Consider the following 15,616-nt stretch of genomic DNA (forward strand, 5'->3'; position numbering starts at 1 on the left):
CGGCTTGCGGCCGTCACGACGGTCGCTGTCCTCGGGTCGATGCTCGCGCCCCTGCCGATCGCGGCTGCGGTGGGTGGGCCGGACTACTCGCGCAAGTGGTCGCCGCCGAATACTGCCCTGCCGAAGACGGCCTCGGTCGCCGGCCAGAACGTCACTCCGATTCCGGCTCCGAAGCCAGAGCACCCGGTGCCGCCGACCTGGACGCCGCCGAAGAGCCCGCAGTCGGTCCCGGGTGGCCATGCCGCGGTGACGCTGGGATCCGCGCCCGGGGCACACCCTCTGGGAGAGGGAGAGAAGCCGCAGGCTGGTGCGGAGGCCAAGGTTTCCGGGCTGCCGCTCACGGTGGCACCCCTGGCAGGTTCGTCGGCGGCCGGGCAGACGCTCCAGATCGACGTGGCCGACACCAAGGCGGCGACGACCGCCGGGATCCCCGGCGTGGCAGTGACCCTCACCCGGCCGGGCTCGGGAGACGACTCACCGGTGCGACTGGGCGTCGACGCGTCGAGCCTGGACGCCGCCTTCGGGGCGAACTGGGCGGCCCGAGCCCATCTCGTGGTGCTGCCCGGTTGCGCGACGACGACGCCGCAGACCGCCGACTGCCGGAAGCAGACGCCGCTCGATTCGTACTACGATCCGGCGACGAAGAAGCTCGTTGCCGACGTCCCGCTGAACGGAACGGGTACGGCGAAGTCGTCGATCGCCCCGGTCGCCAAGACCAGCTCCGACGCTGCCCCCGGAGCGGGCCGTGCGGTGTACGCGGACTCCACCACCACCTCGACCACGGTCGGCGTGGTGTCGGGCTCGTCCAGTGGGGCCGGAACCTACTCCGCGACCCCGCTCGGGGCCTCCCAGGCCTGGACCGCCGGCGGCTCGTCGGGAGCGTTCACCTACGGGTACCCAGTGCAGGTACCGCCAGCGCTGGCCGGCGCGGCCCCGAAGGTGTCGCTGTCCTACGACTCCGCCTCTGTGGACGGGCGGACCTCGTCGACCAACTCGCAGGCCTCCTGGATCGGCGACGGCTGGGACTACGGTGCCGGCTTCGTCGAGCGGTCCTTCAAGCCCTGCTCACAGGACGGCATCACGAGCTCCGGTGACCAGTGCTGGGGCGGCGCGAACCTCACCCTGTCGCTGGCCGGGCATTCCGGCCAGCTGGTTCCGGACGACGCCTCCTGCCAGTCCGGCGCGCCGGCGGCGATGGAGCAAGCGGCCTGCACCTGGCGGCTCAAGGACGACGACGGCACCAAGGTCCAGTTCCTGACCGGCGCGACCAACGGCACCTGGAACGGCTCTTTCATCAAGGTCACCGACACCAGCGGCACCGTCTACTACTTCGGCCTGAACCACGTTCCGGACGCGAACGGCAACCCGACCGCCCTCGGCGCGGACAGCGGCTCGGCATGGACCCTTCCGGTCTACTCGCCCAACAGCGGGGACCCGTGCTACGACCCGGCCAAGGGCAAGGGCTCGTGGTGCCAGACCGCGTGGCGCTGGAACCTCGACTCCGTCGTGGACCCGCACGGCAACCTCACCAGTTACGCCTACGCCCCTGAGACGAACTACTACTCCCGCGGTGGCGCCCAGAGCAACGGCAGCGGCACCAACAGCGCCTACACCCGCGCGGGTGCGCTCTCCTCGATCGGCTACGGGCAGCTCCTCTCAGACCAGCTGAACAACAACGGCGCCTACAACCCCGCCGCGAAGATCGTCTTCAACACCTCCGAGCGGTGCGTGACCTCCACCGCGGCCTGCGACCCGTCCCAGCGCACCGCCGCCAACGCCGCGAACTGGCCCGACGTCCCGCTGGACCAGCAGTGTGACGCGAACAGCACGTGCACTGTCTACGGTCCTACGTTCTGGACCACTAAGTGGCTTGCGTCCATCGCCACCCAGATCCGGGTCAACGGCGCCTACCAGACGGTCGACTCCTACACGCTCAACCACACGTTCATCAACGTGCAGAACGCCACCGAGAACACCCAGGTCCCCTGGCTCGCCTCGGTCCAGCGCACCGGCCAGGACCCCCAGTCGAACGGCGGCTCCATCACTCTGCCGTCCGTTTCCTTCACCTCCCAGCTGCTGCCCAACCGTGTGGACGGCACCAACCTCGTGCCCGCACCGCCGGCCTACAACCGGCCCCGCATCCAGCTGATCACCACCGAGACCGGCGGCACCATCGGCGTCAACTACGCCCCCGCCAGCTGCTCGCGGGTGAACAACGTCATGCCGGCCTCCGCTGACAGCGACACGCTCTCCTGCTACAACGTCAAGTGGAACCCGCCCGGCTCGATCATCGGCGCGGCGCCCGTCGACGACTGGTTCCTGAAGTACCCGGTCGCCAGCGTCACCACGAACCCGGCGACCCCCGGCTCGATACCGATGGTGACCAACTACGCCTATGGCAAGGCCGCCTGGCACCGCAACGACTCGCCCGCGACCCAGGACAAGACCCGCACCTGGGACCAGTTCCGCGGCTACGCGAGCGTCACCGCCGTCTCCGGAAGCGGCAACGACGGCCCACAGTCACAGAGCTCGACGACGTACTACCAGGGCATGGACGGTGACGTCCTCGCCAACGGCACTGGACGTAGCGTCCAGATCGCCGGCCCGATGAGTGGCCAGGTCACCGGGACCCCCGCGATCACTGACTCCGACTGGCTCTCCGGCCAGGTCCTGGAGTCCGACACCTACACCCAGGCCAGCGGCAGCATCGCCGGATACACCGTCAGCACCGCCAGCGGCCCGGTCACCACCGCCACGCACAGCCAGGGCACCAACATGCCCGCCCTCACCGCCCGCTACGCCACCACCAACGCGACCACCACATCACGGTCACTGAAGGCGGACGGCACGTGGCGGACGTCGGCGAAGACCACCGCAACGGACAAGGCCAACGGCAACCGCGTCCTCACCTCGATCGACACCGCCGACGGCCTGCCGGACATCTGCACCCGCACCAACTACGCGGCGGGCTCGGACCCGCAGGTCCTGGCACTGCCGTCCGAGGTGATCGCAGTCTCCGGCGCGAATGCCTGCACCGCTACGCCGACCGCCGCCAACACCCTCTCCTGGAGCAGGTCCGCGTACGACGGCCAGGCTGTCGGCCGGCTCGGCAGCGCGCACGACGTGACGAGCAGCCTGGCGCTCGACCACTACGACGCTGGCGGCACACCCCAGTTCACCGCGGTGAACAATGCCTACGACGGCTACGGGCGACTTGTCGGGACAACCGACCCGAACGCAACGGACAGCGCGCACCCGGGCGGCGCCACCACGACGACGGCCTACACCGCGTCGACGGTGGGCGAGCTCCCCAACAGCCTCACCGTCACCGCCCCGGCCCCGGCCGGTGCTGCCGACGCCGCGACCGGGCGAGTCGGCACGACCACGATGGACCCGGCACGCTCCCTTCCGATCAAGGTCACTGACCCCAACGGCCGTAGCACCAGCCGGTCCTACGACGCGCTCGGCCGGATCACCGGCGTGTGGCTACCCGGCCAGGACATCGCAGCCAGCGCCAACGCCACGTTCGCGTACTCGATGCAGGGCGTTGTCAACGGCGCCGCCGTTCCGCCGACCGTGACCAGCTCCAAGCTGCTGAAGGACGGGAAGTACGCCGTCAGCATCCAGATCATGGACGGCGCGGGCCGGGTCGTGCAGACCCAGTCCACCCCAGCCCTGTCCGCCTACAAGGATGGACGGCTGATCACCGACACGGTCTACGACTCCCAGGGCCGGGTCACCCGGGCGAACAGCCCTTGGTACAACGACAAGGGCACGCCCAGTACCACGCCGTACGTGACTACGACGAAGGAGGTCCCGGCCCAGGCCTACAGCCTCTACGACGGCCTCGGCCGCCCGGTCACGCAGCAGTTCGTCGCCTACGGCGTCACCCAGACCACCACCACGACCGCCTACCCCGGCATCGACCGGACCGACACCACGCCACCCGCCGGCGCCACGCCCACCTCCACCGTCACCGACGCCCGCGGCCACACCGCCCAACTGTGGCAGTACAAGACCGCCACGGCCACCGGCAACCCGGCCGACGCGGACGTGACCTCCTACACTTACACGGCCGACGGCCACATCGCCACGCACAAGGACGCGGCCGGAAATACCTGGAGCCGCGGCTACGACGTACGCGGACGTGAGGTCACCGCCACCGACCCGGACACCGGAACCAGCGCCAAGACCTACGACGCCGACGGCCGCCCGGCCACCGCCACGGACGCGCGCGGGCAGACCATCGCCTACACCTACGACCTGCTCGGACGCACCACCGGCTCGTACGCGGGCTCGGTCGCGCCAGCCAACCAGCTGACCGGCTTCACCTACGACACGGTCCTCCCGGGCCAGCCCTCCACGTCGACCCGCTACGTTGGCGGCGCCTCCGGAAGCGCCTACACCACCGCTGTCCTGTCCTACGACACCGCCTACCACCCGACCAACATCACCACTACCATCCCCGGTACCGAAATCGGGCAGGGAACCACCCCGTTCACCTACACCTATCAGGCACAGTACGACCCGGTCACCGGTGCACTGACCGACGACGACCGTTCGGCCGTCGGCGACATCGCCGAGGAGCTGATCCACTACTCGTACGACAACAACGGCCCGCTCAGCACCTACGGCGTCTACGGCGGAGCCACCTACGACCTGTCCTCGGACTGGGACGCCTTCGGACGCAACATCCGTTCCACCGTGAACCCGTGGGGCACCCAGATTGTCGTCACCAACACCTACGACGCCTCCACCGGCCGGCCGCTGCAGCAGTTCGTCGACAAGCAGACCGCCGCGACCGGAGCGGTTCAGCAGGTCACTTACGCCTACAACGCGGCCGGGCAGATCACAGCCGTACGGAACATCCCGGACAACACCCCGTCGTCCACCGACCTCCAGTGCTTCGGCTACGACTACCTCGGCCGGCTCACCAACGGCTGGACCGACACCGGCACGCTCACCCAAGCCCCGCAGCCCACGGTGGGAGGCATCGGCTACTGTGCGAACTCCTCGCCCACCAGCGGCGCCCAGGCCCCGCTGAGGACGACGGTCGGAGGACCCGCCGCGTACTGGCAGAGCTACGGCTACGACCTCACCGGCAACCGCACCCAGCTCGTCCAGCACGACCCCTACGGTGACAGCACCAAGGACACCACCACCAAGCAGGCCTTCCCGGCCACCGGCGCTGTCAACACCCCGACCACCGCGCCCAACACGGGTGGTGGATCCGGCGGCCCGCACGCCCTGACAGGCTCCACGACCACGGCAGCGGCCGGCACCACCGGCAGTAGCACCCAGTACGACGCGGCAGGGAATACGACCGCCGTCACCGACACCTCCGGCACCGCCACCCTGACGTGGAACGGCGAGGACAAGCTCGCCTCTTACGCCAAGACCGGCACCCCCGGACCGACCACCTACCTCTACAATGCCGCCGGCAACCAGCTCATCCGCCGCGACCCCGGCAAGACCACCATCAACCTCGGCGGCGACGAACTCGTCTACACCGGCGGCACCGTTACCGGCATCCGCTACTACCAGATCCCCGGCGGCATCACCCTGGTCCGCCAGGGCGGCAGCAGCACCTACCAGATCGCCGACCCGCACGGCACCGGCACCCTCGCCCTCGACGGCACCACCCTGGCGGAGTCCCGGCGGCCGTCGGACCCGTTCGGCAACCCCCGCGGCACCCAGCCCACCACCTGGGCCGGCGACCACGGCTTCGTCGGCGGCACCAAGGACGACGCCACCGGCCTCACCAACCTCGGCGCCCGCGAGTACCAACCCACCACCGGTCGCTTCCTCAACCCCGACCCGCTGATTGGCCCGGACAACCCACAGCAGTGGAACGCCTACGCCTACAGCAACAACGACCCCGTCAACTCCAGCGACCCGAACGGCCTCTACACCTGCCGCAACGGCCACGAGGGCTGCAACGAACACGGCAACGCCTGCGGTAGCGACTGTTCCGCCGAAGCCACCATGGTCGGCGACTGCGTCACCAGCGAATGCAGTCACAGCACGATCAACCAGAACCCCGACCACACCATCGCGGAGCAGAAGGTCGCCCGCGTCAAGAAGATCATCGATGACGCGTACCAGGCATATACGAAGAAGACCTGCGTCGACACGTCGCGGCAAGGAAAACGCTGTACTAGCCAGCAGCAACGGGACCAGGATCTAGATCACGCCAAGGCCATGGGCAAAATGCTGGCCGATATGACGGTCGTGATCCCCTGGTACAAGTGTGCCAAGGGTGGCGGAGCAAACGGCTCGGACCCGGAAGCCTGCGACACGCTCGGCGCGGCAATTTCGACTTTCGACCTGGGCCCGGCTGCACGGGGCATCAACTCGATGCTGGCGAACAGCGAAAAGTCAGCCCTAAAGGACCTCATGAGGGCTCTCGCACGGCTCTGTGAGGACAATAGCTTCCCTGTAGAGACTGCTGTGCTCCTTGCCGACGGCGCCACAAAGTCGATCGGAGAAATCCGTGTCGGTGACACAGTGCAAGCAACGGACCCGTCAACAGGTCAGACTCGCGCGCAGAAGGTCACCGATGTCATCAAGACCCTCACTGACGTCGACTTCACCGACCTGACAGTCCACACGGCGGACGGTGACCAGACACTCACCTCGACCCAGCACCATCCCTTCTGGGACGTGACAAGTGAGAAGTGGGTCAACGCTGCTGACCTGCCGGTGGGAGATAAGCTCCGCCAGCCGGACGGCACCGAAGAGGCCATCGCTGCAGTCCGTAGCTACACGAAGCCCATCGCCACCTACAATCTGACAGTCGACGAATTCCACACGTACTATGTCCTCGCAGGTGGCACACCTGTTCTTGTCCACAATGCCGGCTGTGGTCCTTCGACGATCGTGCTCGGAGTCGATGGCAGGAACTTGGAAGATCTAACGGGCGAGCACAAGTTCAACGGTGATCCCGGTTCGGTATGGTTCCACGATTACTCCGACGGTTTTGGTGGGGCCGGGACGGCCGGCGACTACACTGACTTCTTCAATCATTTCAGGGCCGCCCTGAAGCCGGACAGTGGCACGAGCCTTGTATTCGACCTGAGGGATGTCAAAGGAGGATCCGCAGGCGCGAGAGAATGGGCCGATAGTATGACTGCACGCGACCTTGCGAGCAACCCGTCGAAAGATTTCACGGGATGGGAGCTGGGGCAGATCAAGGCGGCGCCGAGGTCGGTCCGAGACAGCATCACGTGGGTTGGTGGATCAAATCCGTTCGCCGACCTGCCGTAGCCCTATGGAGCGCACATTGAAGAACCATGAGATGATCTGTGGAATCATCAAAAATCCGGCAGCTCCTGCAGACGTGCTGCTGCGGCTGCTTTCCGACGAGGCGTCGAGCTACTGGGAAACCCTAGCCTGGCGGCGCCTGCCCGATCAGGTCGTCGATGGGATCGTGACTTCTCCACACGTGACGTTGCGTGTAGCGTTCGCGCAGAACAAGTACGCTTCCGGTGATTTTCGGGCACGACTTGTGAATGATCCTGATCCGACGGTGAGAGCCGCGGTGGCGATTGGACCGCAGTGGTTCAGGGTCCCGGTGGATTCATTGCCGGAGTGGGCACAGCGTGCCTTGCTTCACGACCAGGATGCCCAGGTCCGCTCACGAGCAGAGGAGAACCTCCCGCCTTCCCGTGCACTAGCCGCGTTGGCGTTGGACGCCGACCCCCAGCGGCGCCGTGCTGCATGCCGAGCCTGGGAGTATCTCGATGCCGAGGAGCGGAGACTGCTATTGGTGGACGCTGCGTCCTCTGTGCGGGGAGACGCTGCGAAGGAGGCGAGCATCCACGATGCCGACGCCACTGATCTGTATCTTCAGTTCACGGATGACGTGCCTGTCCAGCGCGCTCAGGTACTCATGAGGGCCGAATTGCACCCAGCGACGGCGCGGCGCCTGGCCGAGACAGGTGACAAGCATGAGCGCGCCGCCATGGCCGGCAATCCAACCGTTGCGCTGGACACGGCACGTCTCCTCGCTGACGACCCGGAGCACACGGTTCGCCTGCAGTTTGCCTCGCGCCCGGACCTGACAGAGGCACAGCGTGCGGAGATCGACTATCACGTGTCGGAATCCGATCGACTCAGCGCTGTCCCTTGGGTTCTTGATTCGACTGGTGTCGAGAGGCTACGTCGGTGCGCAGCGTCCGCGAACACGCTGCTCCGCCGCAGCGCCGCCTGCAACAGGCATCTGCCTCAGGATGCTATTGATCTCCTTGGCCGCGATGACGACTTCCCGGTGCGAATCCTGCTCTGCGAGAACCAGTCCACCGTCGATAGCGAGGTTGTTCTCGACACTTTTTCCCGTTGGACCGGTCCGCTGAGCAGCATGCTTCTGGATCATCCGAACTTTCCGCGCGTCGGGCTCGCGCGGCGGTTCGGCGATTCCCCTGAGCCGCTGCAACGGTATCTCGCCACCCATGATCCCGAAGCCCCGGCTGAATTGTTGCTGCGACTCAGCCACGATTCCGATCTGCGATTCCGGCGTGCTGTGGCCTCACACCCGAATTTGCCTTATGGGAGGATGACGGAACTGCTTGGCGACCAGGATTCGCAGACGTCGATTCGGGCAGCGGCCAATCCGGCGTTGCCGCTGCCCCTCATGCATCAGCTGCTCGACTCCTCAGGGATTCCACGGCTGACCTGTTGAGGCGCAGCCAGGACAAGTACAGCTCCAACTCGCGCGCGGTTGCCGTTGTAGCGTGGTGCAATCCGACGGTCCCGTAACTCCACACGTACATTGTGCTGGCTGGAAACTCTCCACTACTGGTGCACAGCGTGGAAAAGCGATATCAATAGGGTCCGGCCCAGAGGTCTCACCGGAATAGATCTGGTGAGGCCTCTGGGGTATTCAAGCCCAATGCATTTTCGACGCCCACTGGCCACTGTGGCGGGATCATGGCATTTGAGTGCGGCACCCTCGGGCGCTCGGGCGGAAAGACTGCCCTGGAGTCTCTATCGGACCTGCTGGCCTACCTCGTAGCCGAAGACGCAGATGTCTCCCCGGGAGCAATCAGTGAAGGTGACGGGTGGGCTGCCAGCAGAATCTAGGTGGCCCGCCCCGGAGAGTCGATTTTGAAGCAGTATCTGCAAGTAAGCGTCCGAGGGGAATTCGTAGATGCCTACCTTGAGGATGATCGCAATGTGCCGAGTGATGCGCAACTCCAGGGCCGGGGCCTCATGTTGACTACCAACCTCAGCATGACAGACCCGATTTTTGCCTTCTTCGGGGGCCAGTTCTCGTATCCCGCACGGGCGTTGGCGTTGCGGATCGCGGCCATCGCCAGGCGGAGCGAGCTCACCGGCGCGCCCGTGCCGTCGCGTCCGCCGTGGCGGCGTAGGTGGGAGATGTAGGAGAGCATGTTCGCTTCGCTCGTACGCGGTCCCGGGCGTCGGCCATTGTGTCGGCGCACCAGCGGGCGAAGTAGCGCCACTATTCGGCGTAGGTCTGACTAGTGCGTGCCGGTCGGGCGGTGGCGAGGTCGTCGGCCGCGTCCTCGGTCAGGGTCTCGTTCGGTCGATTCCGTCGGGTGTGAACTGTACGAGTTCCTGGCCGTCGTCCACCAGCTCGCCGACCACCACCTCGGCGGCGGTCGCCGCCAGAGCGGGCAGGTTGTCCGCGTCCGCACCCACAGATGGTGCTCTGCTTCCGGCGCGGCAGGCTGATGATCCGTCCGGGACAGCGTATCTGTACCAGGTCCTGTGTTGCATCCTCTAAATCCAGTTAGAGGATGCAACACAGAGATTGATACATGATGAGGCGCTCGATGCGCGCCCTCTGTTCTTAGAATGTCTGCTGTGGTTATTTGTGTTCATCCCCCTGGGGTGCAAGGGTGTCCGCCATGAAGATCACGATCACCGTGGAGAATCCGACCCCAGAGGCACTCGAGAAGCTGCTCGCGCTCGCCACCATGCCGGCCGCCGTCGTGACTGCGGAACCCGACGACCGCTGGACGCCGAAGCAGGCCCGCTCGTACTATGACCGTCTTCCGCCCCGCGCGCAGCAGATCCTGCTCCAGGTCGTCCACGGCGAAGGCGAGTGCGCCGCAGAGGAGTTGAAGGCGAACGGCCGAAGCCTGCGGGGATCCACCGGTGCGTTCCGGCGGGTGCTCTCTGAGGGCAAGCGGACCGGTCTCTGGCCTGATGCGCTTCCGGTACCGCTGGTCTCCCACATCGTCGGAGGGCAGCTCAAGAAACTCGAGATGCCCGGCCGCGGCACAGGGCATTACGCACTCACAGCCTTCGAGGACGGCCTGTGTGATCTGCGGACCGGCGGCTGACAGGACGATCTGTTCGAGCCCTGAGGTCGGGTGCGACGGACTGGGCCACCCATCTATGTCCGAAAGCTTGGCCAGCAAGACAGATGCTCGCCGGCCCGGCTGGCGGGCTGCCAAGGACGTGAGTGTAAAGACCCTTCCAGGAAGCCAGGTTGGGGCGAGGGTCAGGAGAGTGTACCGCCACGCCGCACAAGCCGAGCCCGTTGTCGGCCGCCGCGCGCCATAGTCGCAGCGGCCCGTCAAGGACGGACTCCTCCCGGGGCGAGTACTGCAGCCAATCCTGAGCATCCGCTGCGGAACGTTCGGCCGCGGTGAAAGTCAGGGCTCGCTCCACGCGCGGCAAGGTCTGGCGGACCTGGGCGGCGGTGAGCAGGAAGCTGCCGCACCAGCCCGGAAAGAGGGAGGCGCGGGCTGGGCCGATGGCATGGAAGAGCGATGCGACCGCGTACTCCTTGGAGTTTACCGAGACGAAAGGGCCGTCATCCGGATGATCCGTCCACACATCGTCGATGACACAGAAGTCCGGATCGGTCTCTCCGCAGCACATAGCGTCAACGTTGAGCCCTGGGGCGGTGAGCTCCCGGAACGACTCCACCGCAGCATCGTCAGCCGACGCTGGCCCCGAACTCCTATACCACGTCCTGTAGTCGGGCAGAGGCGCCTGCAGCCGACGTTCCCATCGCGCTTGAGCGCGGGGCTGGGACCGGTCCGCCTCCATAGCGGGCAGTTACCGGGGAGACAGGTCGGAGATAAAGGAATCCGGGTGGCTGGTGATCGCCCAAACGCTGGTGAAGCCCATACGCTGGACGCTAAGATCCGCCGCTGACATCGACAGCAGTAGCCCGATTCCGGTGGACACGGTTCAACCGTTACCCTTGCGTACCCCAGCTGCCGTTGCCCCGGCAGCCTGGCGATTTGTGCCGCTTCCGCCGCCCGGTCCGGTCGCCGTCGTCGGCTGCACACCCTACCGAGTGGGCGTCACTGCGCCGATCACGAAAGTCCGGCTGCCGCCGGACCCGGGCCTTGACGGCCCTTTCCGCGCTCATCCATTCGAGCGGCCCTCCACCGTCCGTCCCGAACATCCCGCTCGAAGGCATGGGGAAACCAGTGACCGGGCCGATGACCACTCCAGGTTCCGCATTCTGTGAGTTACTGCCGGACAAACTCTTCAGCAGCTGGAGGTGCGGCCTCCCACGGGTAGGCCGCGGGCCGCTCCGGACGACGACGGGCTCGTGCGGGCCGTCGTCCGCCGCGCCGCCTAGCAGCACGCGGAGGAGCGCCGCGAGCAAGTCCGCGAGCGGATCGACGGACATAACCAGCCGGGGAAGCGGTGCCCCCGTGGCCCTTGCTGCGTAGCGTGCCTGCTGCCGGGCTTTCAGACGCCCAAAGGTCACGAGCGCCTCGGCGATCAGTCCGCCCCCCCGCGCCACAGGCCGCAGCCTCCAGCCACCCCAGCATCGACCAACCCCGCCGTCGGCCCGACCCTCCGAGCCTGAGAGCATCTCAGACTAACTGGGCAGTCGGCCAATCAACCTACAGGACATGACAGTTGAAGTCAGAATAGGCCGTCGTGTTGATGGTCGCAGCATTGCTCGAAGTGTCCCTTGCCGTGAACATGTATGACATGCCGTCGGCATGCCCACCCGTGGCTTGGCGACAGTATCGTGGCTAGTCCGATTCGATGGGGGTGGATGGAGCCATGGACCTGGGCTCGGACCTGACTGCGCTGACGTCAAGCGCGGCTAGCCAGTTGATCAATCTGATCGCCAGCGACGGGTGGGCCGCAGTAAGGTCCGCCGTTCTGGCACTGTGGCGGCGCTCGCATCCTGAGCGGGCGTCGGAGGACCTCGCTCAGGCCCGTACAGACCTGCTTGCCGCCCAAGAGGATGGCTCCGAGGAGCAGTTGCGGCAGGTGCTGGCGGCCGAATGGCAGGCGCGGCTGTTCAGGCTGCTGCTTGCGGAGCCGGACCTCGCCGATGAGCTGCGCGCGTTGGTCGAGGGCGCGCTGGCCGAGCCTGGAGGGCGCCTGCCTGTGGCAGGTTCGACGACGGTCAGTGCCCACGTGACAGGTGGCGGGGACGCCTATGTGGCTGGCCGCGATCTCACGGTCCACCGCGAGCCCCGGGGGTCCAGGGGCGACTCGGCGTGACCGAGCTGCCGGACTTACCCGGTTCAGGTGGCGGTGGGAGCGGGACGCCCAGGCACCTAGACGTGCACGTCACCGGTGGCGGCGATGCCTACGTCGCCGGCGGGAACATTAGCATCGTCCACGGCGCGGGCCGGGTCCGTACCCGGCGGGCCGTCGGCCGGGGAGTCGACATTCGGTGCCCCTACCCAGGTCTGCAGTCGTTCACCGCGCCGTATGCTGAGTGGTTCTATGGCCGCGAGCAGGCTGTCGCACTGGTGCGCGGGCACTTGGACGTGCGGCTCCGGGAGGGTGGCCCGCTCGTCGTGCTCGGCCCCTCCGGGGCGGGTAAGTCCTCCCTACTCGCTGCCGGGGTGCTGCCCGACCTCGCTGGCGGGGGCCTGCCGGTCGACGGCTCTGCGCACTGGCGCCAGGTGCTGCTGACCCCGACCGCCTCACCAGCCACGGCGCTGTCGACGGCGTTCGACCATCGTGGTGGATCGCAGAACTGGCCGACGGATGCCGAACGTAGCGCTGCTGAACTGCTGAGCGATACCGGTGCGGCCGGGCTCGTGCTGGTGGTCGACCAGTTCGAGGAGATCTTCACCCTGTGCACCGACGAGACCGAGCGGAGCTGGTTCATCGATGTACTGGACCACCTCGCACGTTCACCAGCCCGGAACGTCCTCGTCGTCCTCGGGCTGCGTGCCGATTTCTACGCCCAATGCACGGCCTACGAGCGGCTCCGGACGGCACTGCGGGCCTCCCCGGTCCTGCTCGACCCGATGAGTCGGACCGAGATTGAGGAAGCGATCCGCTACCCGGCCGAGGATGTCGGGCTGGAGATCCAGGATGGCCTGGTGGAGGTTCTGCTGGCCGAGCTGGGCACCACTGCTGCCCCGGCACACGGCGACGGGACGGCCACTTCATGGGCAGGCGGGCTCCCGCTTCTCGCCCACGCACTGCGGCTGACCTGGCAGGAGCGCCGGGACGACACCATGACGGTCGAGGGGTACCTGATGACCGGCGGCATCAGGGGGGCCGTCGCCAGGACGGCGGAGGAAGTCTTCACTGCGCTCACCCCCGAGGGCCGTGAGGTCGCTCGCGCCCTGTTCCTCCGGCTGGTCGCCGTCAGCCGGGACACCGACGATGTCCGCCGCCACGTCGCCTACCGCGACCTCGTCCAGGACCTACCTGAAGGCGGGCTGACCGAGATGGTTCTCGACGGCTTCATCCAGCACCGGCTGCTCACCAAGGACAGGCTGACGGTGACCATCGCCCACGAGGCCTTGATCGAGGCCTGGCCACGGCTGAGGGGCTGGATCGACCAGGATCGTGCCGGGAACCTGATCCGTCAGGAGCTGGAAGAAGCGGCCACCGCCTGGGCCCGCGCCGACCGGGACAGCGGCCTGCTCTACCGCGGCGGCGTGCTGGAATCCGCCTGCCGCTGGGCCACCGACCACCCTGGCGACCTGAGCGCCAGCGCCGACGCCTTCCTCCGTGCGTCCACTCGCCAGCAGCAGCGGCTGCGCCGTCGCCGCAGACGGGCTGTCGCTGCTGTCACGGCTCTGGCCGTGCTCGCCTTCGCCACCGCGGTGTTCGCGTTCCAGCAGAGCGAAGCGGCCCGGTCCGCTGCGGGCCTGGCCGTCAACAAGCAGCTCTCCGCCGAGGTGCTGCAGCTGGCTGGCACGGACCCGGCGCTCGCCGCCCAACTCGCCCTGGTCGCCCACGAACGGGCCCCGAGCCAGGACACTGAGTTGCAACTGGTGAACCTGGAGAACACCCCGATCTCCACCGACCTGGCTGTCTCCTCCGGCACCGCCGTCTCCAGGATCGCGTTCAGCCCCGATGGGGCCCTCCTTGCCACTGCCAGTGCGGACAACGGCGTACGGCTCTGGGACGCGCGTGATCCGCACCGCTGCGTGCTCCTGGGCTACATGCAGCCGCCTACGGCTACCCCAGCGGTCGCGTTGGAGTTCAGCCCAGACGGAAAGGTCCTGGCCATTGGCGGGAACCTCGGGGACTCCGGCCACCGGGGCGGGGTAGCGACCCTGTGGGACATGACCGACGCGCGGCACCCTGTCCAGCTCGGCCGACCGTTGCAGGCGCCCGGGGACGCAGCTGACGTGAAGTTCAGCCCAGACGGGCACATCCTGGCTGTGGGAGGCGACGTCGATGGCGGGGAATCGGGCATCGTGAAGTTCTGGGACGTCACCGATCCCCGGCACGCTGCACAGCGAACCGACCCCGACGTTCAGCCCAGCGTGGCTGTCTCCTCAATGCTGTTCAGCCCGGACGGCAAGGCGGTGGTCACCAACTCGTCCGGCCGCCTCGAGCTGTGGGACATGAACGACACGTCGCACCCTGCGCAGCACCTGTCGGACCTCGCCGGGGCAGGCGCCCCGATGGCGCTGAGTACGGACCGCAGCATCCTCGTTGTTGGGGGGAGGCACAACAGCCTGGACTTCTGGAACATCGAGAACCCGCGAATACCCGGACGCACCGTGAGCGCCGGGTTGCTGGCTGGCCTCACCAGCGACATCACGTCGGTGGCGTTCAGCCCGGACGGTAGTGTGCTCGCGGTGGCTACCACTGACGGGATCACCAACCTCTGGAACATGACGGACCCGTACTACCCCACCACACTCGAGCGGCTGCCGCGCAGATCCGAGCGCCCCGCTACGTCGCTTGCGTTCAGCAAGGACGGACACACCCTGGCCGAGGCTCGCCGCGACGGAACCGTCACCCTGTGGAGCCTGCCGCCGACTCTTCTGGCAGGCGGCGGGCCGGTTGCCTTCAGCCAGCAACGGCACCTGCTGGCGACATCCAACGGAATGACATGGGCACGGCTCTGGGACGTGACGGACCCCCACCGCCCTGCGCTCCTCGGCATGCCCCAGTCGGGTGCTGCCGGCCCAGTCGCAGCCCTCGCCCTCAGTTCGGACGGGCGCACCGCCGCACTCGGCACCGCCAGCGCGGGCGGCGGCGGAGCAGTCTGGCTGTCCGACATCACCGATCCACGCAAGCCGACGCCGTTGCCCACGCTGCTTGGTTTCGTCGGCGGTGTGAGTTCGGTGGCATTCGGCCCGGACGGACACACCCTGGCCGCCGGCAGCGAGGACGGCACTGTCCGGCTCTGGGAGACCATCGACCCCCACAAGCCCACACCACTCGGCGCACCCCT

6 protein-coding genes are annotated in these 15,616 nt (G+C 67.2%); 5 read left to right on the forward strand and 1 reads right to left on the reverse strand.

Annotated elements, in window-relative coordinates:
- Positions 1 to 39 precede the first annotated feature (39 nt).
- Both ACFWXO_RS18670 and ACFWXO_RS18675 read left to right on the forward strand, forming a co-directional pair.
- Positions 40 to 7,266 carry a polymorphic toxin-type HINT domain-containing protein gene (locus ACFWXO_RS18670; RefSeq protein ID WP_380524938.1) on the forward strand — a complete coding sequence of 2,409 codons (7,227 nt, stop codon included), beginning with the start codon at positions 40 to 42 and terminating at the stop codon, positions 7,264 to 7,266.
- 16 nt (positions 7,267 to 7,282) lie between these two features.
- Positions 7,283 to 8,680: a hypothetical protein gene (locus ACFWXO_RS18675; RefSeq protein WP_380524939.1), complete on the forward strand. Its 1,398-nt coding sequence runs from the start codon at positions 7,283 to 7,285 to the stop codon at positions 8,678 to 8,680.
- 851 nt (positions 8,681 to 9,531) lie between these two features.
- Here the strand turns inward: ACFWXO_RS18675 and ACFWXO_RS18680 are convergent.
- Positions 9,532 to 9,663 (reverse strand): hypothetical protein, encoded by a 132-nt coding sequence (locus tag ACFWXO_RS18680; protein WP_380524940.1) that lies wholly within the window; start codon positions 9,661 to 9,663, stop codon positions 9,532 to 9,534.
- 209 nt (positions 9,664 to 9,872) lie between these two features.
- Between ACFWXO_RS18680 and ACFWXO_RS18685 the strand changes: the two genes are divergently transcribed.
- From ACFWXO_RS18685 to ACFWXO_RS18695, 3 genes are all read left to right on the forward strand, one after another.
- Positions 9,873 to 10,310 carry a hypothetical protein gene (locus ACFWXO_RS18685; protein WP_380524942.1) on the forward strand — a complete coding sequence of 146 codons (438 nt, stop codon included), beginning with the start codon at positions 9,873 to 9,875 and terminating at the stop codon, positions 10,308 to 10,310.
- A 1,696-nt stretch (positions 10,311 to 12,006) separates the two neighbouring features.
- Positions 12,007 to 12,456: a hypothetical protein gene (locus tag ACFWXO_RS18690; RefSeq protein ID WP_380524943.1), complete on the forward strand. Its 450-nt coding sequence runs from the start codon at positions 12,007 to 12,009 to the stop codon at positions 12,454 to 12,456.
- Between the two features lie 62 nt (positions 12,457 to 12,518).
- Positions 12,519 to 15,616 (forward strand): NACHT and WD repeat domain-containing protein (locus ACFWXO_RS18695; protein ID WP_380524944.1); only part of this gene is annotated, 3,098 nt, incomplete at its 3' end.

The sequence above is a fragment of the Kitasatospora sp. NPDC059088 genome (assembly GCF_042738155.1).
Lineage (GTDB): Bacteria > Actinomycetota > Actinomycetes > Streptomycetales > Streptomycetaceae > Kitasatospora.

What these genes read in the sequence shown, in the direction of transcription:
- ACFWXO_RS18670 (WP_380524938.1), top strand. Translation starts at nt 40, where the DNA reads ATGCTCGCGCCCCTGCCGATCGCGGCTGCGGTGGGTGGGCCGGACTAC.
- ACFWXO_RS18685 (WP_380524942.1), top strand. Translation starts at nt 9,873, where the DNA reads ATGAAGATCACGATCACCGTGGAGAATCCGACCCCAGAGGCACTCGAG.
- ACFWXO_RS18690 (WP_380524943.1), top strand. Translation starts at nt 12,007, where the DNA reads ATGGACCTGGGCTCGGACCTGACTGCGCTGACGTCAAGCGCGGCTAGC.